The 263-nt window shown below is 51.0% G+C and carries 1 rRNA gene; it reads right to left on the bottom strand.

Features of this window, described 5'->3' with window-relative positions:
* Positions 1–171 precede the first annotated feature (171 nt).
* A 16S ribosomal RNA gene (locus H9X86_RS12295) occupies positions 172–263 on the bottom strand; the annotation flags it as partial.

The raw sequence follows: 263 nt of genomic DNA on the forward strand, positions 1-263 counted from the left end.
ATTCCCTCCGTTGCTCCTCCTCTCAATTCAAAACCCACTTCGTTGGGCTTTTGAATTGGTTGGACGGGGGATGCGCAGTTTGCACCCTCTAAATTAAACAATGAGAAACAGCACTCAGAAGTCTGACCAGGACGTTACAACGAAGAACTTGCTCCGTTGAAGTCTCCTTAGAAAGGAGGTGATCCAGCCGCACCTTCCGATACGGCTACCTTGTTACGACTTCACCCCAATTATCGAACCCACCTTCGGCCGCGTCCCCCTTG

Source organism: Pseudoflavonifractor capillosus, assembly GCF_016902575.1.
In the GTDB taxonomy this organism is placed as follows: Bacteria; Bacillota; Clostridia; order Oscillospirales; family Oscillospiraceae; genus Enterenecus; species Enterenecus capillosus_A.